This is a genomic window from Pseudomonas sp. HLMP, from assembly GCF_046365545.1.
Lineage (GTDB): Bacteria > Pseudomonadota > Gammaproteobacteria > Pseudomonadales > Pseudomonadaceae > Aquipseudomonas > Aquipseudomonas guariconensis_B.
In genome coordinates, this window is the sequence record NZ_JBDLLR010000001.1 from 3,450,726 (window position 1) to 3,473,082 (window position 22,357).

A 22,357-nucleotide genomic window follows, 5' to 3' on the forward strand; every position below is an offset into this window, starting at 1 on the left:
TCCTCAGACAATGGGGTCGTGCACGGTCACCAGCTTGGTGCCGTCGGGAAAGGTCGCCTCGACCTGGACGTCGTGGAGCATCTCGGCGACGCCCTCCATCACCTGGTCGCGGCTGAGCACTTCGCGGCCCAGGCTCATCAGTTCGGCGACACTGCGCCCATCGCGGGCGCCTTCGAGCACCGCCGCACTGATCAGCGCCACCGCCTCCGGGTAGTTGAGCTTCAGGCCACGGCCCAGACGCCGCTCGGCCAGCAGCGCGGCGGTGAACAGCAGCAGTTTGTCTTTCTCTCTCGGGGTCAGCTCCATGGCGTTTCTCTCAGGTGGCCCAGATACGCGGCGGGCACGGCGCCAGGCCGAGGACGGCCGGGCGCAGCAGGTGCCAGAGGCGCTGCAGGGTGTGTTGCAGGTGTTGGTTGTCATGGTCGAGCAGGCGAATCACCAACAGTTGCCCGAGCAAGGTCGCGCCGGCGGGAATCTTTAGCTCATCGAGCAGTAGCCGTACCTGTTCGAGCACAGCCTGGCCGGCGGGCGCCGCGCAGAACGTGGCGACCAAGGGGTGGTCGCCGAGCTTCTCCAGGCGCCCGCCGACGATGCGCAGGCGCTCGTGCAGACCCGGGTCGTCGGGCAGGTCGATACGCAGCCGGCTGTCCAGGCAGCCGTGGTCGAAACGCTCGTTCATCACCGGGCGTCCCAGGCACAGGGTTTCCCAGGCCAGCAGGCGGGCACCGGGCTCGAGGGTGAAGTGGCTGTCGAGGCTGGCGCGTGCGCCGGCGAAGAAAATGCTGTCCTGGGGCAGCCACTCCAGGGTGCTGCCAGCGGCCAGGTGAAAGCGCTGCGCGAGCCGGGCGGTGGGGCCGATGCTGCGGTAGAACTTGCTGGCGCCGGGCATGGTGAGCAGCGCATGGCTGCCCGCTTCCAGGTGAATGTCCAGGTCCAGGCGGTCGCCTGCGACGATGCCGCCCGGGGGGTGGAGGATGTATACATGGCACGGCGCGCCTTCGGGATGGAACGGCCGCTGCACCAAAAGAGGTCCGAAGTGTCGGCGCGCACCAAGACGGGTCACACCATCGCGCTGGACGAAGCGCAACTGCAGGTGGGCACTCCAGCCCTCCTGGTCATCCTGGTGTTCGATCTGTTCCGCCAACGACATTCTGGAGCCCCTGAAATCCCTGGCCTGACGGCCAGCTGCATGGCATTGCACGGCACCCATTGGCACCTGCCCTGACCAGTCGATCAAAATTCTCAGGCTGGATATTGCAGATAACGGGCCAGGCCCGCAGATGAAGGCTCATGAAGTCCTTGCCATGGCGCGCGCCGGCGCCGATCACAGGGGCTTGCCAGCGCACAACGCAGGGGCGAGACGGGCGCCCTGTTCCAGTGCCTGCCGCATACAAGGGCGAAGGATCGGGGACCTGCCCTGGTCCAATTCGTGACTGGACGTTTCCGATCCGCGGCGGATGTATTATCGTGGCGAGGTGCGCAAATAACAGCAGCCTGAGCGATCAGGCCTCTGCAAGACAATCGAGGGTGTCATGAGTAACGAGAGCATTAACTGGGACAAGCTGGGCTTCGACTATATCAAGACCGACAAGCGCTACCTGTCCTACTGGCGCAACGGCGAATGGGACAAGGGCACCCTGACCGAAGACAACCAGCTGCACATCAGCGAAGGCTCGACCGCCCTGCACTACGGCCAGCAATGCTTCGAGGGCCTGAAGGCCTACCGTTGCAAGGATGGCTCGATCAACCTGTTCCGCCCCGACCAGAACGCCGCGCGCATGCAGCGCAGCTGCGCCCGCCTGCTGATGCCGCAGGTGCCGACCGACGTGTTCGTCGAGGCGTGCAAGCAGGTGGTCAAGGCCAACGAGCGCTTCGTCCCGCCGCACGGCAAGGGTGCCTTGTACCTGCGTCCGTTCGTCATCGGCGTGGGTGACAACATCGGCGTGCGCACCGCTCCCGAATTCATCTTCTCGATCTTCGCCATCCCGGTCGGCTCGTACTTCAAGGGCGGCATGAAGCCGCACAACTTCGTGATCTCCAGCTACGACCGTGCCGCGCCCCAGGGCACCGGCGCGGCCAAGGTCGGAGGCAACTACGCGGCCAGCCTGTTGCCAGGCGCCGAGGCCAAGAAGGCCCACTTCGCCGACGCCATCTACCTGGACCCGCTGACCCACAGCAAGATCGAGGAAGTCGGTTCGGCCAACTTCTTCGGCATCACCGCCAACAACGAGTTCATCACGCCGAAATCGGCCTCGGTGCTGCCGGGCATCACCCGCCTGTCGCTGATGGAGCTGGCGGCCTCGCGCCTGGGCCTGAAGGTGATCGAGGGCGACGTGGAGATCGACAAGCTCGACCGTTTCGTCGAGGCCGGCGCCTGCGGTACCGCAGCGGTGATCACGCCGATCGGTGGTATCGAGTACAACGGCAAGCTGCACGTGTTCCACGACCTGGAGAAGGTCGGGCCGGTCACCCAGAAGCTCTACAACGAGCTGACCGGTATCCAGAGCGGTGACGTCGAGGCGCCGGCGGGCTGGATCGTCAAGGTCGCCTGACGGCCCGCCTTGCACTGACCACGGGGCATGCCAGCGATGGCATGCCCCGTTTTTTCTGGCCTGCCAGAAGCGGCCCCGTGTTTCCAGATGAATTTTTCTTAAATCCCCACTTGGCTATTCTTTGGCACAATCAGGTTTCCATTCGCTGCCCAGGAACCCGCATGCCCCGCGTACTGACCATCGAAGACGACGCCGTCACCGCCCAGGAAATCGTCGCCGAACTGTCCAGCCATGGCCTGGAGGTGGACTGGGCCGACAATGGCCGCGAGGGGTTGTCCAAGGCCATCGCCGGCGGCTACGACCTGATCACCCTGGACCGCATGCTCCCAGAGGTCGACGGCCTGACCATCGTCACCACCCTGCGCAACCTGAAGATCGCCACGCCCATCCTGATGATCAGCGCTCTGTCCGACGTCGACGAGCGGGTACGCGGGCTGCGTGCCGGTGGCGACGACTACCTGACCAAGCCGTTCGCCTCCGACGAGATGGCCGCGCGGGTCGAGGTGCTGCTACGGCGCAACAGCGTGCCCATGACCCAGACCCGCCTGCAGGTCGCCGACCTCGAGCTGGACCTGATCAGCCATGAAGCACGCCGCGGCGAGCAGACCCTCAACCTGCTGCCCACCGAGTACAAGCTGCTCGAATACCTCATGCGCCATGCCGGCCAGGTGATCACCCGGATGATGATCTTCGAAGAGGTCTGGGGCTATCACTTCGACCCGGGCACCAACCTGATCGACGTGCACATCGGCCGCCTGCGCAAGAAGATCGACCCGCCCGGCCAGACACCGCTCATCCGTACCGTGCGGGGCTCCGGCTATGCCATTGCCGAACCCGTCTAAGGGCTGGAGCTCCTCGACCAGCCGCCTGCTCGCGCTGTACAGCTTCCTCTTCGTAGCCTGGAGCTGCATCCTCATGGGGGTGCTGTACTTCGAGGTCTCCAGCTACCTGAACAAACTGACCCGCCATTCCATGCTGCAACGCCAGCACCTGTTCGCCCACATGAGCGGCAAGCAACTGGACGACGCGCTGATCGCCAGCCAGGCGTTCGAGGAGCGCAGCTTCGACGCCTTCGGCCTGTTCGATGCCCAGCTCAACCCCATCGGCGGGCGGATCCGCGCCATTCCGCCGGAGCTCGGCCTGGACGGCCAGGTCCATGAACTGAAACGCTGCCTGGACGCCGATGACCCGCACATGCCACGCGACAGTTGCGACGCGGTGGCGATCAAAGTGCAGGATGGCCGCTGGCTGATACTGGTACGCGACAACGGCTCGTTGTTCGTGGTCACCCGCATCATCCTGCATGCGCTGCTGTGGGGCATCTCCCTGACCCTGATCCCTGGTTTCGCCGGCTGGTACCTGCTGCGTCGCCGGCCACTCAAACGTATCCGCGCCATCCAGGCCCAGGCCGAGCTGATCGTCGCTGGCGACCTCACCCACCGCCTGCCGCTGTCGGCACGGCGTGACGAGTTGGACATGCTGGCCGCCATCGTCAATGCCATGCTCGACCGTATCGAGCGGCTGATGCACGAGGTCAAGGGCGTGTGCGACAACATCGCCCACGACCTGCGCACTCCGCTGACCCGCCTGCGCGCCCAGCTCTACCGGATTCGCCAGCAAAGCGGTGACGACTCGCCCGAGGCCGAGGCACTGGACCAGGCCATCGGCGAAACCGATACGCTGATGGCGCGCTTTCGCGGGTTGCTGCGTATCAGCGAGCTGGAGGATCGCCAGCGGCGTGCCGGCTTCGTCCAGCTCGATCCGCATGAGCTGCTGGTGGAACTGCACGATTTCTACCTGCCCCTGGCCGAGGACGGCCGCATTCATCTGTCCCTGGAGCAACCGGCGCAGTTGCCGGCACTGTACGGCGATCGCGAGCTGCTGTTCGAAGCACTGGCCAACCTGGTGGGCAATGGCATCAAGTTCACGCCCGAGGGTGGGCGGGTGTCCATCACGGCGACGCATGACGAGACGGGTGTGCATATCGCCATCGAGGACAGTGGGCCGGGGATTCCCGAAGAGGAGCGTGCCGCGGTGTTGAAGCGCTTCTACCGTAGCGAGGAAGGTCACCGGCACCCTGGGTTCGGGCTCGGGTTGTCGATCGTCGCGGCGATCGTCGACTTGCACGGGTTCAGGCTGGAGGTAGGGGCTGGTGGGCTGGGTGGGGCCAGGTTGGTCCTGCATTGCCCGCTGGTGGGGTGAGTCGGGGCTTCGCGGTGCAACCTCTGCATGGCTGGGGCCGCTGCACGCCCCTTTCCGAGCAGTCCGGCGCCCCGGCAAGGCCGCTCCAGGTTCAGCATTGTGCCTGTGGAGCGGCCTGGTGTCGCGAAAGGGGCGCGCAGCGGCCCAACGGGTCTTGCCCGGTCAGTCAGCCAGGCGCCAGGTGGTGCCACCCTTGCCGTCTTCCAGCACCACGCCCATGGCGGTCAGCTGGTCGCGGATACGGTCGGACTCGGCCCAGTTCTTGTCCGCACGCGCCTGCAGCCGCGCCTGGATCAGTGCCTCAACTTGCGCGGCATCGACCTTGCCTTCGGCGCCCGCACGCAGGAATTCGTCGGCATCCAGCTGCAACACCCCCAGCACGTCGCCCAGCTCGCGCAGGCGACCAGCCAGGCCGGCGGCGGCTTGCGGATCGCTGTCGCGCAGGCGGTTGATCTCACGCACCAGGTCGAACAGCACGGCGCAAGCTTCCGGGGTACCGAAGTCGTCGTTCATCGCTACGCTGAAGCGCTCGACGAACGCCTCGCCCCCTTTGGCCTCGACACGCGGCAGGCCGCGCAGCGCATGGTAGAAGCGCTCCAGGGCGCCCTTGGCCTCGCGCAGGCTGTCCTCGGAGTAGTTGATGGCGCTGCGGTAGTGGCTGGCCACCAGCAGGTAGCGCACCACCTCTGGGTGGTACTTGTCGAGCACGTCGCGGATGGTGAAGAAGTTGTTCAACGACTTGGACATCTTCTCGCCATTGATGCGGATCATGCCGCAGTGCATCCAGGCATTGGCATACGGCTTGCCGGTGGCCGCCTCGCTCTGGGCGATCTCGTTCTCGTGGTGTGGGAACTCCAGGTCGCTGCCACCGCCGTGGATGTCGAAGCTCTCGCCCAGGCAGCAGGTGGACATCACCGAGCACTCGATGTGCCAGCCCGGACGGCCCGGGCCCCACGGCGAATCCCAGCTCGGCTCGCCCGGTTTGGCGGCCTTCCACAGGACGAAGTCCAGCGGGTCCTGCTTGGCTTCGCCGACCTCGATCCGCGCACCGATGCGCAGGTCTTCGATCTTGCGCCGCGATAGCTTGCCGTAGCCGACGAACTTGCCGACCCGGTAGTACACGTCGCCGTTGCCCGGCGCGTAGGCATAGCCCTTGTCGATCAGGGTCTGGATCATCGCGTGCATGCCGGCGATATGATCGGTGGCACGCGGCTCCTGGTCCGGCGGCAGGATGTTCAGCCGGCGCTCGTCCTCGTGCATGGCATCGATCATGCGTGCGGTCAGCGCGTCGAAGCGCTCGCCGTTCTCGTTGGCGCGGTTGATGATCTTGTCGTCGATGTCGGTGATGTTGCGCACGTAGGTCAGCTCGTAGCCGCTCTTGCGCAACCAGCGGGTGACCAGGTCGAAGGCCACCATGCTGCGGCCGTGGCCCAGGTGGCAGTAGTCATACACGGTCATGCCGCACACGTACATGCGCACCTTGTTGCCGTCCAGGGGCTTGAAGGCTTCCTTGGTCTTGCTCAGGGTGTTGTAGATGGTAAGCACGGCGGTTCCTCAGCTGCCCCAGGAGTCACGCAGGGTGACGGTGCGGTTGAACACCGGACGGCCCGGCTGGCTGTCCTTGAGGTCGGCGCAGAAATAGCCTTCGCGCTCGAACTGGAAACGGTCCTCGGGCTGCGCCTGGGCCAGCGACGGCTCGGCACGGCAACCGGTCAGCACCTGCAGCGAATCGGGGTTGATGTTGTCCAGGAAGCTGCCGCCCTCCTCGGTCTTGTCCGGGTTCGCCGAGCGGAACAGGCGGTCGTACAGGCGCACCTCGCATTCCACGCTGCCTTCGGCCGGGACCCAGTGGATCACGCCCTTGACCTTGCGGCCCTCGGGGTTCTTGCCCAGGGTGTCCGGGTCGTAGGAGCAGCGCAGCTCGACGACGTTGCCGTCGGCGTCCTTGATCGCCTCGTCGGCGCGGATCACGTAGCTGCCGCGCAGGCGTACCTCGCCATTGGGCTCCAGGCGCTTGTAGCCCTTGGGCGGCGTTTCCATGAAGTCGTCGCGGTCGATGTACAGCTCACGGGCGAACGGCAGCACACGCACGCCCATGTCTTCCTTGGGATGGCGCGGCAGTTCGAGCTGCTCGACCTGGCCCTCGGGGTAGTTGGTGATGACCACCTTCAGCGGGCGCAGCACGCACATGGCGCGCGGAGCGGTGCGGTCGAGGTCGTCACGGATGCTGAACTCGAGCATGGACATGTCGACCACCCCGTCGGAGCGGTTGGTGCCGATCATCTCGCAGAAGTTGCGGATCGACGCCGGGGTGTAGCCGCGGCGACGGAAGCCCGAGAGCGTGGACATGCGCGGGTCGTCCCAGCCGTCGACGTGCTGCTCGTCCACCAGTTGCTTGAGCTTGCGCTTGGAGGTGATGGTGTAGTTCAGGTTCAGGCGGCTGAACTCGTACTGGCGCGGATGGGCCGGCACCGGCAGGTTGTCCAGGAACCAGTCGTACAGCGGGCGATGGCCTTCGAACTCGAGGGTGCAGATCGAGTGGGTGATGCCCTCGATCGCGTCGGACTGGCCATGGGTGAAGTCGTAGTTGGGGTAGATGCACCACTTGTCACCGGTCTGGTGATGGTGGGCATGGCGGATGCGGTAGAGGATCGGGTCGCGCATGTTCATGTTCGGCGACGCCATGTCGATCTTCGCGCGCAGCACGCGCTCGCCATCCTTGAACTCGCCGGCCTTCATGCGCGCGAACAGGTCCAGGTTCTGCTCGACGCTGCGCGTACGGAACGGGCTGTCCTTGCCTGGCTCGGTCAGGCTGCCGCGGTATGCGCGGGCCTGCTCCGGGGTCAGGTCGCAGACATAGGCCTTGCCGGCCTTGATCAAGTCCACCGCCCAGTCGTGCAACTGGTCGAAGTAGTCCGAGGCATAGCGCACCGGGCCTGCCCACTCGAAGCCCAGCCACTTGATGTCGCGCTGGATGGCGTCGATGTATTCCTGGTCTTCCTTGGCCGGGTTGGTGTCGTCGAAACGCAGGTGACAGACGCCACCGAACTCCTGGGCCAGGCCGAAGTTGACGCAGATCGACTTGGCATGGCCGATGTGCAGGTAGCCGTTGGGCTCGGGCGGGAAGCGGGTGACGATGCTGCTGTGCTTGCCCGAGTCCAGGTCGGCCTGGATGATCGGCCGCAGGAAGTTCGCAGGGACGGCGGGAGCGCCTTTGGCAGCGGCGTTGGGCGCGTTGTCGGCAGTGGGCTTGCTCATAGGTTCCTTGAATGCAGGTGTTCGGCCCGGGTAGGCCGATTGAATCAAAGGGCCTATCATAGCCGAAGCAGTCAAGCTGCCGACAGCCGGGCGCCGACAAACTGGCGCGATTTATCGCAGGCCGGGCAAAATGGCCGGCGCACGCCCTGTGTCGCGGTCGCCCGATCCTGCGTCAGGTGACAGTACGCGCCCTGCGCACCCTATTCATGAATGCCTTGAAAGAGCGAATTCCAGTATGTCCAAAGTCAAACTGAGCACCAACCACGGCGACATCGTCCTGCAACTGGACGCCGAGAAGGCACCGAAAACCGTCGAGAACTTCGTTCAGTACGTCAAGGACGGCCACTACAATGGCACCGTGTTCCACCGCGTGATCAACAACTTCATGATCCAGGGCGGCGGTTTCGAACCGGGCATGAAGCAGAAGTCCACCCGCGCACCGATCCAGAACGAAGCCGACAACGGCCTGCCGAACAAGCGCTACAGCATCGCCATGGCCCGTACCATGGAGCCGCACTCCGCGTCGGCGCAGTTCTTCATCAACGTCGCCGACAACGACTTCCTCAACCACAGCGGCAAGAACGTGCAGGGCTGGGGCTATGCGGTGTTCGGCGAGGTGATCGAAGGCCGCGAGATCGTCGACGCGATCAAGGGTGTGTCCACCGGCTCCAAGGCCGGCCACCAGGACGTGCCGAAAGATGACGTGATCATCGAGAAAGCCGAGATCGTTGAGTGATCCTGCTGATCTCCGACCTGCACCTGCAAGAAGAACGCCCGGACATCACCCGGGCGTTTCTTGATCTGCTCGATGGCCGTGCGCGCCATGCCAGGGCCTTGTACATCCTGGGCGACTTCTTCGAAGTGTGGATCGGCGACGACGCCATGACGCCCTTCCAGCAGTCGATCTGCCAGGCCTTGCGCCGGCTCTCCGACAGCGGCACGGCCATCTACGTGATGCACGGCAACCGCGACTTCCTGATCGGCCAGCGCTTCTGCCAGGCGGCCGGCTGTACCCTGCTGGACGACCCGTGCGTGGTGGAACTGGGCGGGGAGCCGGTGCTGCTGATGCATGGCGACACCCTGTGCACCCGCGACCTGGGCTACATGAAACTACGCCGCTACCTGCGCAACCCGCTGAGCCTGTGGCTCCTGCGGCACCTGCCGCTGGCCACCCGGCAGAAGCTGGCCCGCAAGCTGCGCAGCGAGAGCCGCACGCAGACACGCATGAAGAACACCGAGATCGTCGACGTCACCCCCGAGGAAGTGCCGAAGGTAATGGCTGCCCATGGCGTGCGCACCCTGGTCCATGGCCACACCCACCGGCCAGCGATTCACAAGCTGGTGGTCGATGGCGAGCCGGCACGGCGTATCGTGCTGGGGGACTGGGACCGTCGCGGCTGGGCCTTGCAGGTGGATGAACAGGGTTTCCAGCTGGCGCCGTTCGAGTTTCCCTGAGGCCAGGCCCTGCCCCATTCGCAGGCTTGCTCCAATGCCGGGGCCGCTAAGCGGCCCCAAATGGGCGGCACAGTGGATAGATTCCAGCCTGACCGCCCTCGCCTCCCTGGTTACTGACCGCTGCTGGCCACTGCGCTGTGGTCGCGCTCGCTGATCACATACTGCCGATACTGCGGATCCGCCTTGATCTGCGCCTCGGTGAACGGGATCGGCGCCAGTTGCTTGGCCGAGAAGGCGCGGGTCTGGTCACCGGCATGCGGCGAAGCGGACTCGCTGGACTGGGAGAACGCCAGCAGGCCCTGGGCTTGCGGTCCCTGGTCGGTGAAGCTGACCAGTTGCAGGTAGCTGGTACCGCTGACCACCAATCGCTTGCCCGCCCCGCGCGGGACGCTGTAGATGGCGTTGTACACCCCCAGGCCCTGTGGCCCACCCGGCACGGGCGTGCCGTCGGCCGCCTGCTGGATCTGGCCCCAGCGGCTGTCGGCGCTCACGCCAGCCTCGGCCACCTGCTGCTGGGAGGCCAGCGCCGCCTCGCGCAGCAGCTTGCGTACCGCCGCCTGCTCGACGGCCAGGCCGCGCGGGGTATGCTGCGGGTCGGCCGGGTCGAAGGCCACGCGCCAGCTCTGCGGGTGCTGCGCCAGGGCGCCGAGGATGTTCTCGAAATGCACCAGGCCGATGCCGCTGTCCAGGTCGGCCTTGCCGTTCCAGTCCGCCAGGCTGCTGCACACGGCTTGCAGGTCGGCCCCGGTGGATTTGCACCATTCCAGCAAGTCCGGCAGCAGCAGGCTGGCCAGGTAGACCTCGTCGTCCAGCACCATGCGCTGCAGGTCAGCGACACCCAGCTTGCCATGGCCTTGCAGACGCTGCAGGGCAAAGCGGCCACGCATGCCCAGGGGCTGGTCGTCACGGCTGACCAGCGGCGAGAACCCGGTCAGCGGCTGCGCCGGGTTGGTCATTCGCGCCGGGTCGTTGGAGTTCTGCACGAAATCTCGACGCTCCAGGCTCGGCAACAGCCGCGCCGGGAAGATCCCGGGTTGGGCGGCTTCGTCGTCGACCTTCCACTGGCAGGCGCTGCGCGAACCGTCCAGCACCACCAGCGGCCCGGGCGCGGCGGGGTCGCTGCAGTGGGCGAGCAGCGCCTGGTCGACGTACGGCACCACCGACTGGTTCAGGTACAGCGCCTGACCATCGGCATCGACGGCCAGGGTGTTGACCCAGGGAATGCCCTGCACCTGCCCTACGGCCGTCTTCAAGGACGCCAGGCTGTCGGCTCGGTTGATCCGGTACCACTGCTGCAATACCCGGGTGTTGTCCAGGTTGGCATCGCGCAGGCTGTAGGCGTAGCGGTTGTCCCAGTCCAGCCGGCCGGGCCACTGCACCACCGGGCCGAAGGCCGAGGCATAGACTTGGCGCGCGACCTGGCTCAGTTGGCCATCGTCGCCCTTGACCGTCACGCTCAGGGTCTGACGGGCCAGCGGTAGCGACTTGCCGTCGAGCAGGTAGCGGGTCGGGTCCTTGGGGTCGAGCTGCAGGCGGTAAAGGGTGAAATGCTTGGACGTATCGACCGTATGGGTCCAGGCCAGATGCTGGTTGAAGCCGATGTTCACCACCGGCAGGCCGGGCAGCGCGGCCCCCATGACATCCAGCTGACCGGGAATGGTCAGTTGCATCTGGTAGAAGCGCAGCCCACCCATCCACGGGAAATGCGGGTTGGCCAGCAACAGGCCGCGACCGTTGGCCGAGCGTTGCGAGCCGACCGCCACCGCGTTGCTGCCACGTTCCGAGGCGAATTGCGCCTGACGCGCCAGCGCCACGCTGAAATCCTCACCCGCTCGCTGCGCCGCCAGCTTCGGCGGGGCCGCCGCCACCAGCGCCTCGGCGAACTGGCCGACGCCTCCCTCCACCAGCAGGCGGCGGGTCAGCTTGACAAGGTCGAGGCTGGTGATCGGCCGCAGCCAGTCGCCTTGCCCACACTCACCGGGCAACCCCTGGGCCCGGCGTTCGGCCAGGGCCCGGTTGTAGCCGCTGGCATAACCTTCGAGCAGGTCACGCACCTGGGCCGGCTGGGCCTGGAGGAAGTCTTCCGTCGCCGCCTGGGTGTTGAGCCAGGTGAAGAACAGGTCGCTATCGAGGTTGTCGCGCTGTTCGACGGTCTTGCCCTTGGCGCCGAAATAGCGGGAGCGCTCACCGTTGACCGTCAGCACCTCGTTGGCCAGCAGGCAAAGGTTGTCCTGGGCGTAGGCATAGCCGATGCCATAGCCCAGGCCGCGTTCATCCTTGGCCAGGATGTGCGGCACACCGAAGCTGGTACGGCGGATCTGCGCCGAGGCATCGCCAGCGGTTTCCCGGGCCTGTGCGGCCAGGCTGGCGGCAACCAGCGCGGCCACCAGGCCAAGACGGGTCATGGGACGCGAAAGTGTGGTCACGGGCACTCCTGGAGTTGTAAGGGTGATCCCGATCAGACGAATGGCTGGATGAAAATTTTACGCCTGGCGGGGCTTTGCAACGTCTTGAAAAGGACGCGGCAAATTTTTTCAGGCAAAGGTTGCAGTTTTGCCGATCTCATTCGTCTTAGTAAGTGAGGCACCCATGATTTCGGGACAGATCACGAAAAGGAGCATTCACATGTACAACCCACAACCCTCGCCACAGAGCGCTCGAAGCCCGGGCAAGGCGAGTGCCGGGCAGCTCGCCGGCACGGCGGAACGCGTCGGCAACGAGCAGATCCGCGAACTGCTGCGCACCTACGGCCTGCGCACCAGCCTGATCCGCCTCAAGGTCATCGACGCCCTGCACAACGCCGATCGCAATGGCCGCAGCATTGGCGTGCGCGGCGTTCATGCGCAACTCGAGCAACTGGACATCCCGCTGTCGTTCCTGAGCGTGCGCGAAGTGCTCAAACGGCTGTGCGCCGAAGGCGTGATCAGCCTCGGCAGCGACAAGTGCTACAGCCTCAACCCCCAGGCCAGGGCCGTGCTGGAACAACCCGCCGCGCGCTGAGCGCATGGCCGGCCAAGGCAGGCCAGCCCGTGCAGGTCAACGCTTGACCTTGCGCCGCAGGATCCCGTTGAGCACCACCACGACGACCGCGATGGCGATGGCGATGTACTGGAACGTCTGCTCGCTGATCGTCCCCTGCCGCTGCAGGTAGCTCAGGCCCACCATCAGGCCCATCATCACCAGGATGATCAGGATCGAGTACTTCAAGCGTTGCATGTGTGTCATCAATGGTTCCTTGCGACATCAGGGACATAGGGCTCGCGACAAGCCGCGCCCATGATACAACGATGCAAGGCGCAGGCGGGGCATTTCCTGCTGAGCCCACCTGCCCGCACCTGAAAGCATGAAGCCCCCACCACCACTCCCTGATGGAGGCCCCATGCTCAACGCCATGCTGATCGCAGGCCTGCTCCTGCTTGCTCCCTCTCCTGCCCACGCACTGGAGACCACCCACCTTCCCCCTGAACGACTGCATGCCCTTGGCAGCGCACTGGCCAACAAGGCCGGCTCCAGCCAATGGCAACTGCTGTGGCAGAACGTACGCACCGCCGGCTACCTGACAAACCACCCCACCCGCCTGCACTTCAGCGTGCCGCACCGGGAGTTGCCGATCCTGGCCCGCGAGACCCTGGCCCAGGCCGACCAGGTCGAGGCCCTCGAACGGACTCGGGCGCGCTATCGCCGTGACTTTCATCCGCAGGTCATCGGCCGACGCGATGGCCAGGCACTCAATGCTCTGTGCCTGGTCGTGGACTGGCGGGCCGTGCCCCACGGCATGCGCGACAGGCCCGAGGCCTACCTGCGCCTGGCCAGGTTGCTGGACAGTTATCCCTGTGACTGAGGGTGGTACTACCCAATGAGCCACCTGGAAATCGCTACCACGGAAAACCAAGGCCTGCCGGGCAAAGCTGAAGCGATGTCCTACGCGAGCAGCCATCGCTGCCTGCGAGACATGCTCACTGGGGCTACAGGCCTTGGCCCGCATGGCGCCTAGCGACGTTGTCAGGCCCTGCTCGACAATCCAGTCACGCCACCACAGCACTGGTGGCGTACCCGACAGCCATCCCGGATGTCCATGCATTGCGCCACCCCACACGCCCGAGGGAGCCCATATGGAATTGCCAGACCTCAGCCACATCGAAATCACCCAGTTGCCGCATTCGCTGCAATCGCTGATCGAGTGCATCGGCATCGAGAACGCCTACCGCCTGACCTGCGCCTACGGCGGGCGGCCGAAATACATCCCCAAGCACCGCGAGCGCACCCGACTCGCCGATGTCCTGCCAGCCGAAGCGTTGGAAGCGTTGATCAAGCGCTTCGCCGGCGTGGCACTGGAGATCCCCAAGGCGGATCACTTCCTGCGCCAGCTGCGCAACCAACAGATCCAGAAGGAAAGCGCCGACGGCCTGTCCCGCAGCCTCTTGGCCAACAAGTACGGCCTGAGCCTGCGCCAGATCGGCAACATCCGCCGCCTGGAGAGCCATGCCCGCTGATGGGCATGACACCCACCCACCCTCACCTCAATCTCCCTTGACGAAAAGGAATGCCACCCATGGCCACGATCGACAACAACCTCATCGGCTCCGTGCTCAATGCCCTGCCGATGGACAGCATGATTGCCGCCCCGCTGCAGGCGATGATCGATGCGCAAGTGACAGCCAGCAAGTCCTACGCCGAGTTCCTCATGCAGGTCTGCGTGGAAAACGGCAAGGCCCGCGCCGTCGAATTCAACTACGAAGAAACGGTGGTCGACGAGCAGGGCCAGGCCCAGGGCACCATTGCCCGGAAAATGCAGATCCCGCTGATGGCGGCCATCACCCACCCCAACATCTGCATCGAGCAAGGCACGGTCGAGTTCGAGCTGACCATCAGCCAGATGGCCGAGAGCAGCAAGTCCACCGAGGCCAATGCCGAACTCGAGGCCTCGCTTGGCTGGGGCCCGTTCAAGCTCAACGTCAAAGGCAGTGTCAGCCACAAGTCGGCGCAGACGCGCAAGACCGACACCCGCGCACGCTATGCCTTCAACACCACGGTGCGCCGCCAGGAACCACCCGAAGCACTGCAGCGCGTCATGGACTTCCTCACCGAAGCCGCCATCAAGCCCGTACCGGTGAGCAACGCGGACAAGGCGCCGAACCTGCCGCCGGCGCAGGCGTAGCAAGCCACCCTCCACCCATCCCCTGCCCCCGCTGCCCGCGGGGGTAGCCCCTTAGCGCTTGAGGAGCCTACCGCGTGGAATCCAGCATCCCCAGCCAAGCCCCGATGACTTCGAGCGACCTGAGCGACATCACCCGCGGCCTGCAAGAAGCCGCCGCGGCCACCAACACCTTGGTCGCCCAGCAGTACATCAGGCTGTTCGACCAGTTCTTCGACTACGACCCGAACGCATTGGGCAGCCCGATGAAGGCCAAGATGGTCGAAGTGGCCATGGACGGCCAACACAGTTTGCAGATCCCGCTGATCACCCTGGTATCCCCCCGTGGCCTGGCCCTGGAGCGCATGCAGGTCGACCTGTCGGTGCGGGTCAACGGCCTCGACGCCGGTGCCGCCGTCGAATCGGGCGCCGTTGGCGGCACTCGCTTCCAGGTGACGGTCGGCGCCGGTGGCAGGCGTACCGACCAGCGCGACCCGGACGAAGTGCAGATCCGCATGCAGTTCCAGGCCTGCGAGCCTCCCGAGGCGATCAATCGCCTGATCGAGGAATACACCAACCTCATCCTGCCCCGGCGCCAACCCGCCCCAGCCGCCACGGACGAGCAGCGCAACGAGTTCATCGACGCCGCCACGGTCCGTTAGAAATCCCGCTTGTAGAAAATGTCCAGCGAGCTGGCCAGCCCGCTGGCTGCCTCCAGGTACACCTTCTTGCTCAGCTTGTAGCGCAGGGCGATGGTATTGGCCGGCTCGAACACCCCGACGCCGTAACGCAGGCTCAGCCGCTCGGTCAGGTTGCCGCTGGCCACCACGCTGGTGCTGGTCCCCGAACCCTCGGTGTCGAGTTGGAAATCATCGATACCCAGGCTCGAGGCCAGGCTGCCGGTGAGCCCGGCGCTACCGGCCAGGCCCAGGCCGAGGGCCGCCTCGGCGAGCATGTTGCTGTCTTCGCCGGAGGCGCCCAGTGGCCGGCCGAGTACCAGGTACGACAGGGCCTGCTCCTGGCTCATGGCCGGCTCGGAGAATACCTGGCTGGTGGGTTGCTCGGCGCTGCCGCTCAGGCGGATGCCGGCGATCACATCGTCGACCCGGCGGATCGCTTCGATGTCCAGGTAGGGTTGGTCGATGGGGCCGGCGAACAGCAGGCGTGCGCGGCGAATGGTCAGGCGCTGGCCATAGGCCCGGTAGCGGCCGTCGGCCAGGCGCAGCTCGCCCCGGGTATCGAGGTTGTCGCCAATGTGCACGTGGCCCAGCAGGTTGGCCGTCAGGCCGAAGCCTGTGAACGACAGCTTGTCCTGGCCGACCTCGACATCGATATCCATGGCCACCGCCATGGGCGGCTTGCCCTCTTCGGTCTGGCGACCGACGATCACCGTGTCGTCGGACACCTTGACCGTCGACGGCGGTAACTCGCGCACAGTGATCTCGCCCTTGGGCACGTGCACCTTGCCAGTCACTGCCAGCCTTTCGTCGACCAGGCGGATGGTCAGGTCCGGCGCCACTTCCAGCGCCGCATAGGGCTCGACGTTGACCGGCAACTGCTGGCCTTGCAGGCGCAGGTCCACGCCCAGGGCCTGCCCCCAGGTCAGGTTGCCGTCGAGCTGGCCACGCCCGGCCTGGCCGCTGCGCCAGTTGCCTTTCAACTGCACCTGCTCGCCGGCGATCAACGCCTGTAGCGACAGGTCCTGCAGGCTGACCGGCAGCTGCGCGCCGCTCACCTCGCCCCCGGTCAAGGCCAGGCTGCCATTGACCTGGGGCGCCAGCAAGGTACCGGACAACCGACCACTGCCATTGAGCTGGCCGACCAGGCGCTCGACCATCGGCACGAACGGCCGGGCGATCGACAAGTCCAGCCCGGTGAGACGGAAGTCGCCGGACAGCGGCTTGTCCTTGCCCAGTGGATCGAGCCGGGTCGTCAGGTTCAGCTCGCCCAGGCGCTCGCCACGAAAATCCAGGCGGGTATCGATGCGCCGCGGATCGAGCGTGCTGTCCAGGCGCAGCACCTGGTACGGGAAATCGATCCAGCGCCCGTTGTCGCGTACCCGCAGGGTGCCGCCGCTGGCGTCGACGTGGACGCTGCCCTTGGGCCCGCTGGCGGGTATGTCCAGATTGATGTCGGCGCCGAGCAGGCCCTGCCAGGCGAAATCCTTCGGCAACCACTGGGCCAGGCTGTCCAGCGGGAACTGCTTGAGGTGAAAGCGCAGGCGCGGCTCCGGCGCCAGGCGCTGGTCTTCGCCGCACAGGCTGGCTTGGCCGGCGCGCCAGCAATGGGCACCCAGGTCCAACTGGCCGTTGGCCAGGCGCTGCACCCGCGCCGGGGCCTGCAAGCGCCAGTCCTGGCCGCCGGCCTGGATTCGCCCGCTGGCCAGGCGGCCGTGCCAGTCCCCTTTGGCCAACTGGCCGTCCGCGGCCAGGTCGAGCTTGAGTTGTGGCCCATCGAGGCCCACGGTGGCCGCCTGCTGACGGATGTCGCCCTTGCCTTCGACGTCCAGGTTGCCCAGCGCCGTGTCACCCAGGCGGATGTCGCCTGCCTTGAGCGTGACCAGCCCACGCTGGGCATTGTCCAGGCGGGCGTCCAGGGCCAGGCGCTGGATGCGGTTGTCGGCCTGGCCCAGCCGCTGACCCTGCAGGGTCAGGCTGCCTTGTGGCGCCGCCAGGGTACCGGCCAGGTCCAGCCGCCCCTTGACCTGGCCGTGCAACTGCGGCCACAGCTGGCCCAGGCGCGGCAGGTCGAGATCGATGCGCCCGGCCAGACGCTGCTGCAGGCTGCCGCTGCCATTGATGCGGTTATCGCCCAGTTGCACCGCCAGGCTGCCCAGGGTCCAGTGCTCACCGGCGCCCTCGGCCTCGACCTTGAGCAGTGCCGGCTGGCCACGCAGGCGCCCCTTGAGGTCGAGTTGCGCCTGCAACTGCAAGCGCTCGTTCTTCATTTCCCCCTGGCTGCGCAATGGGCCGGCCAGGGTGCCCGGCAGCTCCGCGACCCAGTAGGCCGGGTCGAGGGCCGACAACTGCAAGTCGACATCCCAGGCCAGGGTATCGGCGAAGCGCAGCGCGAGCATGCCGGTGGCCTTGCCCTGCCCGGCATTCAGGGCCAGCTGCGGCAGGCGCACTTGGGTCAAGTCACCCTCGAAGGGGCTGGCCAGGCTGAAGGCGCCCGCCGGACCATCGAGGTCGCCGGCGAAGGTGCCCTGGTAGTTGCCGTCGCGGTACTGCACCTGGGCGTTGAAGCGCTTGAGGGTGACCTGCGGCGCCTCCTCCAGGGGGTAGAGGCGCAACCAGGGGAAGTCCAGCCAGTCGACCTTCGCGTCGGCCGCCAGCCCCTGCTGCCAATCGGCACTGGCCTGCAGCTTGACCCGCTGCTGGTCGTCGGCATTGAGGTCGAGGGCATCGAGCCTGGCGCCCTTGGCATCCACCCGCCCCGCCAGGACCAGGCCGATCGGCCCCTGCTCGGCCGGCAAGCTGGCCGAGCCGGACAGCTGGTAGCCCTCGAGCAAGTCGCCCTTGGCATCGAGGCGAAGCTGGTTCAACTGCAAGGTGTCCGGCAGCGACGCGGAAGGTTTGAAGGCATCGGCGCGAATGCTCAACATCGCGGGCAAGTGCTCGGCCAGTGGCTGCAGCGCGCCGCTCAGGTGCGCGTCGAGATAACCGCTGCTGGTGGCCTCGAGGTCGAGGGTCTTCTGCAGGTCGCCCTGGGCGTTCAGCCCCAGTTGCCAGGGCTGGCCATCCACGGCAGGCAACTGCAGCGTGCCGCCCAGTTGCAGCGGCCAGTCGCCTTGCGGTTGGAGGTTGCCTTGCAGGCTCAGGTGCAACTCGTCGCGCTGCAGTTGCAGGGTGTCGATGCGCAGGCCTTCGGCCGTCCAGTGCGCGGCCAGTTGCAGGTCGCCCAGCAGATCGCTGCCATCGAGGCGCAGTTGGCCGACCTTGACTTCGCCCAGCTCGATGGCCAGCGGCAGACGCAGCGCTGGCAACTGCAACGGGCCGCTGTCCGGCGCTGGCTCAGCGGGGGCGAAGCCCATGTCGACCCGCTCGGCTTGCAGCCGCTCGATGCACAGCCTGGCCCCCAACAGGCACCCCGGCGACCAGGCCATGTGCGGCGCCAGCACCTCGACCCGATTGCCAGCGCCGGCCCAGAGCAGCCGCTCGGCCTGCCAGCCACCGCCCAGGCGCCCCTGGAAGCCCGTGACCTCCAGTCCCGGCACCTGCTTCAGGGCCCAGCCGCTGCCGGCCTGGGTACCGAGCACCAGGCCAAGCGCCAGCGCGACCAGGGCCAGCAGGCCCAGCACGGTCAGCAGGAGGTATTTGAAAACACGCGTCACAGCTCAGGCCCCATGGAAAAGTGCAGACGCAAACCTCCGTCGTCGTCCAGCGCCCGGGCCACGTCCAGGCGCAACGGCCCGACCGGAGAGACCCAGCGCACGCCGATACCGACGCCGGTCTTGAGGCTGGGCAGCTCCAGCGTATTGAACGAGTTGCCCTGGTCGATGAACGTCGCCACGCGCCATTTTTCGGTCAGCGAGTACTGGTACTCGGCGCTGCCGGCCACCAGGTAGCGGCCGCCGATACGGTCGCCATCGCTGTTCTTCGGCGACAGGCTCTGGTAGTCGTAACCCCGTACGCTCTGGTCGCCGCCGGCGAAGAAGCGCAGCGATGGCGGGATGTTGTGCTTGTAGCCGTTGGTGGCACTGCCGCCGAACTGCACACGACCCAGCAGGCGGTGGCGCTGGCCGAGCGTGGTCAGGCCCTTGAGCAGGACGTTGCCATGCAGCAGGTTGGTGTCCGAGACCAGCCCTTCCTTGGCGGCCTGCAGGTCGAACTGCAGGCGGTAGCCATTGTGCGGGTCGATACGGTTGTCGCTGCGCAGGTAGGCGAAGCTCACCCCAGGCATCAGCAGGTTGCTCAAGCCCGAGTCGTCGCCCAGGCGGTATTCCTCGCGCTGGTACTTGAGCGAGATCACCCGTTGCCAGCCGCTGGGCAGCTTGCTGTGCCACTCCGGGCCGACCGTCAGCAGCTTGCTCAGGGTATCGGTGCCGGCGATCTCTTCGTTCTGGTAGCCACCGGCGAAACGCAGCTTGTCGGTCAGGGGTGGGTCGAGGGGGATGTCGTACCACAGGCCGACGTTCTGCCGTGGCGCCGACAGTTCGGTTTCCCAGCCGTAGCTATGGCCCTGGGGGTTGACCCAGTGCCGGGTCCAGTTGGCCTTGCCGCGCGGGCCGACGTCGGTCGAGAAACCCAGGCCCAGCCCCATGGTGCGGGGCTTGCGGGTCTCAAGCAGGACATCCACCGGCACCACCTCGTCGACCGCGGCGGTCGGCGCCGCGTCGACACGCACGCCCTCGAAGTAGCCACTGGACTGCAGGTCATTGTTGAGTTCGGCGATCAGCTCCGAGTCGTAGGGCGTGCCAGGCTTGAAGGCAACCATGCGCTGCAGCAGGTCGTCGTCCAGCGGGGTGTCGCCGCCGAAGGTGACCGCGCCCAGGCGGTAGCGAGGACCGCTCTGGTAGACCAGTTCGATATCGGCGACCCCGGCCCGTGGGTCGACGGCCAGGCGTTGCCGACTGAAGCGGCCCTCGAAGAAGCCATAGCGCGAAGCCTGGTTCTGGATCAGCCGCTTGGCGTCCTCGTAGACGCCATGGTTGAGCTGTTCGCCCGGGCGCAGGGCCTTGGCGTCGGGAATGCGGAACGCTTTCATCTCGCTGGCCGGCCCTTCGATGCGCACGGTCACGTTGCGCAGGCGCACCGGCTCACCCAGCTCGATGTGGATGATCAATTGCGCTGGGTGGTCCTTTTCGCTCGGCGGCTTGACCTCGCTGGCGATCCGCACCTGGTAGTAACCCAGGGCCTGGGCGGCTTTGCGCGCCTGCTCCTGGGCGCCGCGGCTAAAGCGCAGCAAGGCCTCTTCGTCGCGGTCCCCGAGGCTGCCGATATAGCCTTCCACATTGGCCTTCAGGGCCTTGTTGGCCGGTTTCACCCGCACCAGCAATTCGCTCTGGGCCCACACTACGCTGCTGGCGGCCCAAAGGATCAGGCCCCAGGTAAGTCTTCCTGAATACGTCATGCGGCGCATGCTACCAGAGGCGCGCCACGAGTGCGCCGCTTGTCGGCTTCGTCACGCCGTCGCCGGCCTCGACGACGACGGATTGGGGTGGAAGAACACCCGCTCGCGGATCGGCCCCACGGCGATCTCACCGATCTCCTGGTAGCCCTGGCGCTGGTAGAACGCCAGGTAGTGGGCGTTGCCGGTATCCAGGATCACGCCTTGGGTGTCAGGGTCTTCGGCGCACCAGTCGTGCACCGCCTGGAGCAACTGCTCACCATAGTGCTGCCCCTGGAACTGCGGGTGCACGCCCAGCAAGGGCAGCACATGCACCTGGTCCGTGGGCAGGCAGGCGGCCAGCGCGGCCTGGTAGTCGAGGTAGCGCCGGGTGCAGCGCAGGCCCGTACCGAGGATCATGCGCAGGCGCCAGCTCCAGCTGTCGGCCACGCCCAGGCGGCGGTACGGCGGCACGATCAGCGCCAGGCCCACCAGGCGATCGTCCAGCAACAGGCCGATGGCCGGCAGTTGCATGTAGAAATGCTGGCGCACCCACTCGCGCACCATCGCCCGTAGGCGCCGCTCGTAGCCCGGGCGCTGGGCCTCGAACACATAGGCGAAGGTGGGCTCGTGGCGATAGGCATGGAACAGCAGCGAGCGCGCCTCGCTGCTGTAGCCATCGTCGAGCATGCAGATCCGGGCCGGGGCGGCAGTGGCGTCGGGCATCGTCGGCAGTCCTCCTGGAATGGTCATGCAGTGTCTTGGAGGTGATCCTCCACGCATCGTTCAGCCCCCCAGCACGTTAGCAGTGCCAGCGCTTGGGTGCCATGCTGGTGGTGACGGCCGATGTCGGCTAGCATCCGAGGCTTTTACCAGGATTGTCTTTCCATGAAGATCGTCTCGTTCAACATCAATGGCCTGCGCGCCCGCCCTCACCAGTTGGCGGCGGTGATCGAGAAACACCAGCCGGACGTGATCGGCCTGCAGGAAACCAAGGTCAGCGACGATCAGTTCCCGCTGGCCGACATCCAGGCGCTCGGCTACCACGTGCATTTCCATGGCCAGAAGGGCCACTACGGGGTCGCCCTGCTCTCGCGCCGGGAGCCGCTTTCGCTGTTCAAGGGCTTCGCGGACGATGAAGAAGATGCCCAGCGGCGTTTCATCTGGGGCACCTTCGTCGACGCCAACGGCACGCCCATCACCGTCATGAATGGCTACTTCCCCCAGGGCGAAAGCCGCGACCACCCCACCAAGTTCCCGGCCAAGCAGCGCTTCTACCGCGACCTGCAGAGCCTGCTGGAAGGTCAGTTCCGCAGTGACCAACCGTTGCTGGTGATGGGCGACATGAACATCTCGCCCCAGGACTGCGACATCGGCATCGGCCCGGACAATGCCAAGCGCTGGCTCAGGACCGGCAAGTGCAGCTTCTTGCCCGAGGAGCGGGAGTGGATGGAGCGCCTCAAGAACTGGGGCCTGGTCGACAGTTTCCGCCACCTGCACCCGGAGGTGGACGACCGCTTCAGCTGGTTCGACTACCGCAGCCGCGGCTTCGAGGACGAGCCCAAGCGCGGCCTGCGCATCGACCTGATCATGGCCTCCCATGGCCTGGTGCCGCGACTCAAGGCAGCGGGCGTGGACTACGACCTGCGGGGCATGGAAAAGCCCTCTGACCATGCGCCTATCTGGCTGGAATTGCACTGACTCAAGC

The 22,357-nt window shown here is 66.2% G+C and carries 20 protein-coding genes; 11 read left to right on the forward strand and 9 right to left on the reverse strand.

Annotated elements, in window-relative coordinates; translation table 11 throughout:
• Nucleotides 1-3: 3 nt before the first annotated feature.
• Together ABFA30_RS16005 and ABFA30_RS16010 are read right to left on the reverse strand one after the other, a co-directional pair.
• Entirely contained in the window at nt 4-306 is a 303-nt protein-coding gene (locus ABFA30_RS16005) for an urease subunit gamma (RefSeq protein WP_225790064.1), read from the reverse strand.
• A gap of 10 nt (nt 307-316) precedes the next feature.
• On the reverse strand, nt 317-1,150 hold the full coding sequence (locus ABFA30_RS16010) for an urease accessory protein UreD (protein WP_253080065.1): 834 nt from the start codon (nt 1,148-1,150) through the stop codon (nt 317-319).
• Nucleotides 1,151-1,532: 382 nt separating this feature from the next.
• Between ABFA30_RS16010 and ABFA30_RS16015 the strand changes: the two genes are divergently transcribed.
• The 3 genes from ABFA30_RS16015 (at nt 1,533) to ABFA30_RS16025 (ending at nt 4,754) form a co-directional block, all read left to right on the forward strand.
• On the forward strand, nt 1,533-2,552 hold the full coding sequence (locus ABFA30_RS16015; RefSeq protein WP_225790062.1) for a branched-chain amino acid aminotransferase: 1,020 nt from the start codon (nt 1,533-1,535) through the stop codon (nt 2,550-2,552).
• A gap of 161 nt (nt 2,553-2,713) precedes the next feature.
• A complete protein-coding gene (locus ABFA30_RS16020) occupies nt 2,714-3,394 on the forward strand; it encodes a response regulator transcription factor (RefSeq protein ID WP_253080064.1) in 681 nt (226 codons plus the stop codon).
• Entirely contained in the window at nt 3,372-4,754 is a 1,383-nt protein-coding gene (locus ABFA30_RS16025) for a sensor histidine kinase (RefSeq protein WP_410045671.1), read from the forward strand. Before ABFA30_RS16020 ends, ABFA30_RS16025 begins: the two co-directional genes overlap by 23 nt.
• A 162-nt stretch (nt 4,755-4,916) precedes the next feature.
• On the opposite strand, the gene cysS is transcribed toward ABFA30_RS16025, so the two are convergent.
• Nucleotides 4,917-6,299 carry a cysteine--tRNA ligase gene (gene cysS, locus ABFA30_RS16030; RefSeq protein WP_225790059.1) on the reverse strand — a complete coding sequence of 461 codons (1,383 nt, stop codon included), beginning with the start codon at nt 6,297-6,299 and terminating at the stop codon, nt 4,917-4,919.
• Nucleotides 6,300-6,308: 9 nt separating this feature from the next.
• Complete coding sequence (locus ABFA30_RS16035) at nt 6,309-8,012, reverse strand: glutamine--tRNA ligase/YqeY domain fusion protein (protein WP_225790058.1); 1,704 nt, start codon at nt 8,010-8,012, stop codon at nt 6,309-6,311.
• Between the two features lie 235 nt (nt 8,013-8,247).
• Here ABFA30_RS16035 and ABFA30_RS16040 point away from each other — a divergent pair, with 235 nt between their 5' ends.
• Together ABFA30_RS16040 and ABFA30_RS16045 are read left to right on the forward strand one after the other, a co-directional pair.
• On the forward strand, nt 8,248-8,748 hold the full coding sequence (locus ABFA30_RS16040) for a peptidylprolyl isomerase (RefSeq protein WP_225790057.1): 501 nt from the start codon (nt 8,248-8,250) through the stop codon (nt 8,746-8,748).
• Complete coding sequence (locus tag ABFA30_RS16045; protein ID WP_225790056.1) at nt 8,745-9,467, forward strand: UDP-2,3-diacylglucosamine diphosphatase; 723 nt, start codon at nt 8,745-8,747, stop codon at nt 9,465-9,467. Before ABFA30_RS16040 ends, ABFA30_RS16045 begins: the two co-directional genes overlap by 4 nt.
• Before the next feature lie 110 nt (nt 9,468-9,577).
• Here ABFA30_RS16045 and ABFA30_RS16050 read toward each other — a convergent pair whose 3' ends face one another.
• Nucleotides 9,578-11,872 (reverse strand): acylase, encoded by a 2,295-nt coding sequence (locus ABFA30_RS16050; protein ID WP_253080106.1) that lies wholly within the window; start codon nt 11,870-11,872, stop codon nt 9,578-9,580.
• Nucleotides 11,873-12,092: 220 nt separating this feature from the next.
• Here ABFA30_RS16050 and ABFA30_RS16055 point away from each other — a divergent pair, with 220 nt between their 5' ends.
• Nucleotides 12,093-12,467, forward strand: coding sequence for a fe2+ zn2+ uptake regulation protein (locus tag ABFA30_RS16055; RefSeq protein WP_225790055.1), 375 nt, complete (start codon nt 12,093-12,095; stop codon nt 12,465-12,467).
• Nucleotides 12,468-12,503: 36 nt separating this feature from the next.
• On the opposite strand, the gene ABFA30_RS16060 is transcribed toward ABFA30_RS16055, so the two are convergent.
• On the reverse strand, nt 12,504-12,692 hold the full coding sequence (locus ABFA30_RS16060) for a hypothetical protein (protein ID WP_225790054.1): 189 nt from the start codon (nt 12,690-12,692) through the stop codon (nt 12,504-12,506).
• Between the two features lie 154 nt (nt 12,693-12,846).
• On the opposite strand from ABFA30_RS16060, the gene ABFA30_RS16065 reads away from it, so the two are divergent.
• From ABFA30_RS16065 to ABFA30_RS16080, 4 genes are all read left to right on the forward strand, one after another.
• Nucleotides 12,847-13,308 (forward strand): hypothetical protein, encoded by a 462-nt coding sequence (locus tag ABFA30_RS16065; protein WP_253080062.1) that lies wholly within the window; start codon nt 12,847-12,849, stop codon nt 13,306-13,308.
• A gap of 271 nt (nt 13,309-13,579) precedes the next feature.
• Nucleotides 13,580-13,960, forward strand: a complete 381-nt coding sequence (locus ABFA30_RS16070) for a Mor transcription activator family protein (RefSeq protein ID WP_225790052.1) — start codon at nt 13,580-13,582, stop codon at nt 13,958-13,960.
• A 59-nt stretch (nt 13,961-14,019) separates the two neighbouring features.
• Nucleotides 14,020-14,625, forward strand: a complete 606-nt coding sequence (locus tag ABFA30_RS16075) for a DUF2589 domain-containing protein (RefSeq protein ID WP_225790051.1) — start codon at nt 14,020-14,022, stop codon at nt 14,623-14,625.
• 104 nt (nt 14,626-14,729) lie between these two features.
• Nucleotides 14,730-15,263, forward strand: a complete 534-nt coding sequence (locus tag ABFA30_RS16080) for a DUF2589 domain-containing protein (RefSeq protein WP_225790131.1) — start codon at nt 14,730-14,732, stop codon at nt 15,261-15,263.
• Here the strand turns inward: ABFA30_RS16080 and ABFA30_RS16085 are convergent.
• From ABFA30_RS16085 to ABFA30_RS16095, 3 genes are read right to left on the reverse strand one after another with little or no spacing between them, the layout of a single operon-like run.
• Entirely contained in the window at nt 15,260-18,934 is a 3,675-nt protein-coding gene (locus tag ABFA30_RS16085; protein ID WP_253080061.1) for a translocation/assembly module TamB domain-containing protein, read from the reverse strand. The two genes, ABFA30_RS16080 and ABFA30_RS16085, sit on opposite strands and share 4 nt — an antisense overlap.
• On the reverse strand, nt 18,931-20,673 hold the full coding sequence (locus ABFA30_RS16090; RefSeq protein ID WP_253080060.1) for an autotransporter assembly complex protein TamA: 1,743 nt from the start codon (nt 20,671-20,673) through the stop codon (nt 18,931-18,933). Before ABFA30_RS16090 ends, ABFA30_RS16085 begins: the two co-directional genes overlap by 4 nt.
• 51 nt (nt 20,674-20,724) lie before the next feature.
• Entirely contained in the window at nt 20,725-21,375 is a 651-nt protein-coding gene (locus ABFA30_RS16095; RefSeq protein ID WP_225790048.1) for a GNAT family N-acetyltransferase, read from the reverse strand.
• 162 nt (nt 21,376-21,537) lie between these two features.
• Between ABFA30_RS16095 and xthA the strand changes: the two genes are divergently transcribed.
• Complete coding sequence (gene xthA / locus ABFA30_RS16100) at nt 21,538-22,350, forward strand: exodeoxyribonuclease III (protein WP_225790047.1); 813 nt, start codon at nt 21,538-21,540, stop codon at nt 22,348-22,350.
• Nucleotides 22,351-22,357 lie beyond the last annotated feature (7 nt).

What these genes read in the sequence shown, in the direction of transcription:
- ABFA30_RS16005 (WP_225790064.1), bottom strand. Translation starts at nt 306, where the DNA reads ATGGAGCTGACCCCGAGAGAGAAAGACAAACTGCTGCTGTTCACCGCC.
- ABFA30_RS16010 (WP_253080065.1), bottom strand. Translation starts at nt 1,150, where the DNA reads ATGTCGTTGGCGGAACAGATCGAACACCAGGATGACCAGGAGGGCTGG.
- ABFA30_RS16015 (WP_225790062.1), top strand. Translation starts at nt 1,533, where the DNA reads ATGAGTAACGAGAGCATTAACTGGGACAAGCTGGGCTTCGACTATATC.
- ABFA30_RS16020 (WP_253080064.1), top strand. Translation starts at nt 2,714, where the DNA reads ATGCCCCGCGTACTGACCATCGAAGACGACGCCGTCACCGCCCAGGAA.
- ABFA30_RS16025 (WP_410045671.1), top strand. Translation starts at nt 3,372, where the DNA reads ATGCCATTGCCGAACCCGTCTAAGGGCTGGAGCTCCTCGACCAGCCGC.
- ABFA30_RS16035 (WP_225790058.1), bottom strand. Translation starts at nt 8,012, where the DNA reads ATGAGCAAGCCCACTGCCGACAACGCGCCCAACGCCGCTGCCAAAGGC.
- ABFA30_RS16040 (WP_225790057.1), top strand. Translation starts at nt 8,248, where the DNA reads ATGTCCAAAGTCAAACTGAGCACCAACCACGGCGACATCGTCCTGCAA.
- ABFA30_RS16050 (WP_253080106.1), bottom strand. Translation starts at nt 11,872, where the DNA reads ATGACCCGTCTTGGCCTGGTGGCCGCGCTGGTTGCCGCCAGCCTGGCC.
- ABFA30_RS16055 (WP_225790055.1), top strand. Translation starts at nt 12,093, where the DNA reads ATGTACAACCCACAACCCTCGCCACAGAGCGCTCGAAGCCCGGGCAAG.
- ABFA30_RS16060 (WP_225790054.1), bottom strand. Translation starts at nt 12,692, where the DNA reads ATGACACACATGCAACGCTTGAAGTACTCGATCCTGATCATCCTGGTG.
- ABFA30_RS16065 (WP_253080062.1), top strand. Translation starts at nt 12,847, where the DNA reads ATGCTCAACGCCATGCTGATCGCAGGCCTGCTCCTGCTTGCTCCCTCT.
- ABFA30_RS16070 (WP_225790052.1), top strand. Translation starts at nt 13,580, where the DNA reads ATGGAATTGCCAGACCTCAGCCACATCGAAATCACCCAGTTGCCGCAT.
- ABFA30_RS16075 (WP_225790051.1), top strand. Translation starts at nt 14,020, where the DNA reads ATGGCCACGATCGACAACAACCTCATCGGCTCCGTGCTCAATGCCCTG.
- ABFA30_RS16080 (WP_225790131.1), top strand. Translation starts at nt 14,730, where the DNA reads ATGACTTCGAGCGACCTGAGCGACATCACCCGCGGCCTGCAAGAAGCC.
- ABFA30_RS16090 (WP_253080060.1), bottom strand. Translation starts at nt 20,673, where the DNA reads ATGACGTATTCAGGAAGACTTACCTGGGGCCTGATCCTTTGGGCCGCC.
- ABFA30_RS16095 (WP_225790048.1), bottom strand. Translation starts at nt 21,375, where the DNA reads ATGCCCGACGCCACTGCCGCCCCGGCCCGGATCTGCATGCTCGACGAT.
- xthA (WP_225790047.1), top strand. Translation starts at nt 21,538, where the DNA reads ATGAAGATCGTCTCGTTCAACATCAATGGCCTGCGCGCCCGCCCTCAC.